Source organism: Sinorhizobium sp. P24N7 (assembly GCF_042436655.1).
Lineage (GTDB): Bacteria > Pseudomonadota > Alphaproteobacteria > Rhizobiales > Rhizobiaceae > Sinorhizobium > Sinorhizobium meliloti_A.
Window position 1 is genome coordinate 1 of the sequence record NZ_JBHMIW010000177.1, and the last position, 255, is coordinate 255.

Sequence of the window (255 nt, forward strand, 5' to 3'; positions counted from 1 at the left end):
CTGTCGTGAGCTTATAGGTTCCGCCCTCTGCGACCGCCGCTCTCAGATCGCCGCTGCGTATGGGAGCGTCGTTGACGGGGTTGACGGTGAAATTGAATGTCGCAGGGGTTGGCGCGGAGTTGTCCTCTTTGCCGTCTTCGACGACGACCCGGAAGGAGGCGGCGGTGGTCTCCGAGCCATTGTGGCGGAAGGAGACGAGGCCGGCTGCGAGTTGCGCCGCCGTAAAGCTGGCGGCCACTGACCCGTTGACGAGGA

1 protein-coding gene is annotated in these 255 nt (G+C 64.3%); it reads right to left on the reverse strand.

Annotated features, from left to right (window positions below; all coding sequences use genetic code 11):
- Positions 1-255, reverse strand: a 255-nt coding sequence (locus ACFHWW_RS34515) for a cadherin-like domain-containing protein (RefSeq protein WP_379943895.1), incomplete at both ends; no start/stop codon positions are given.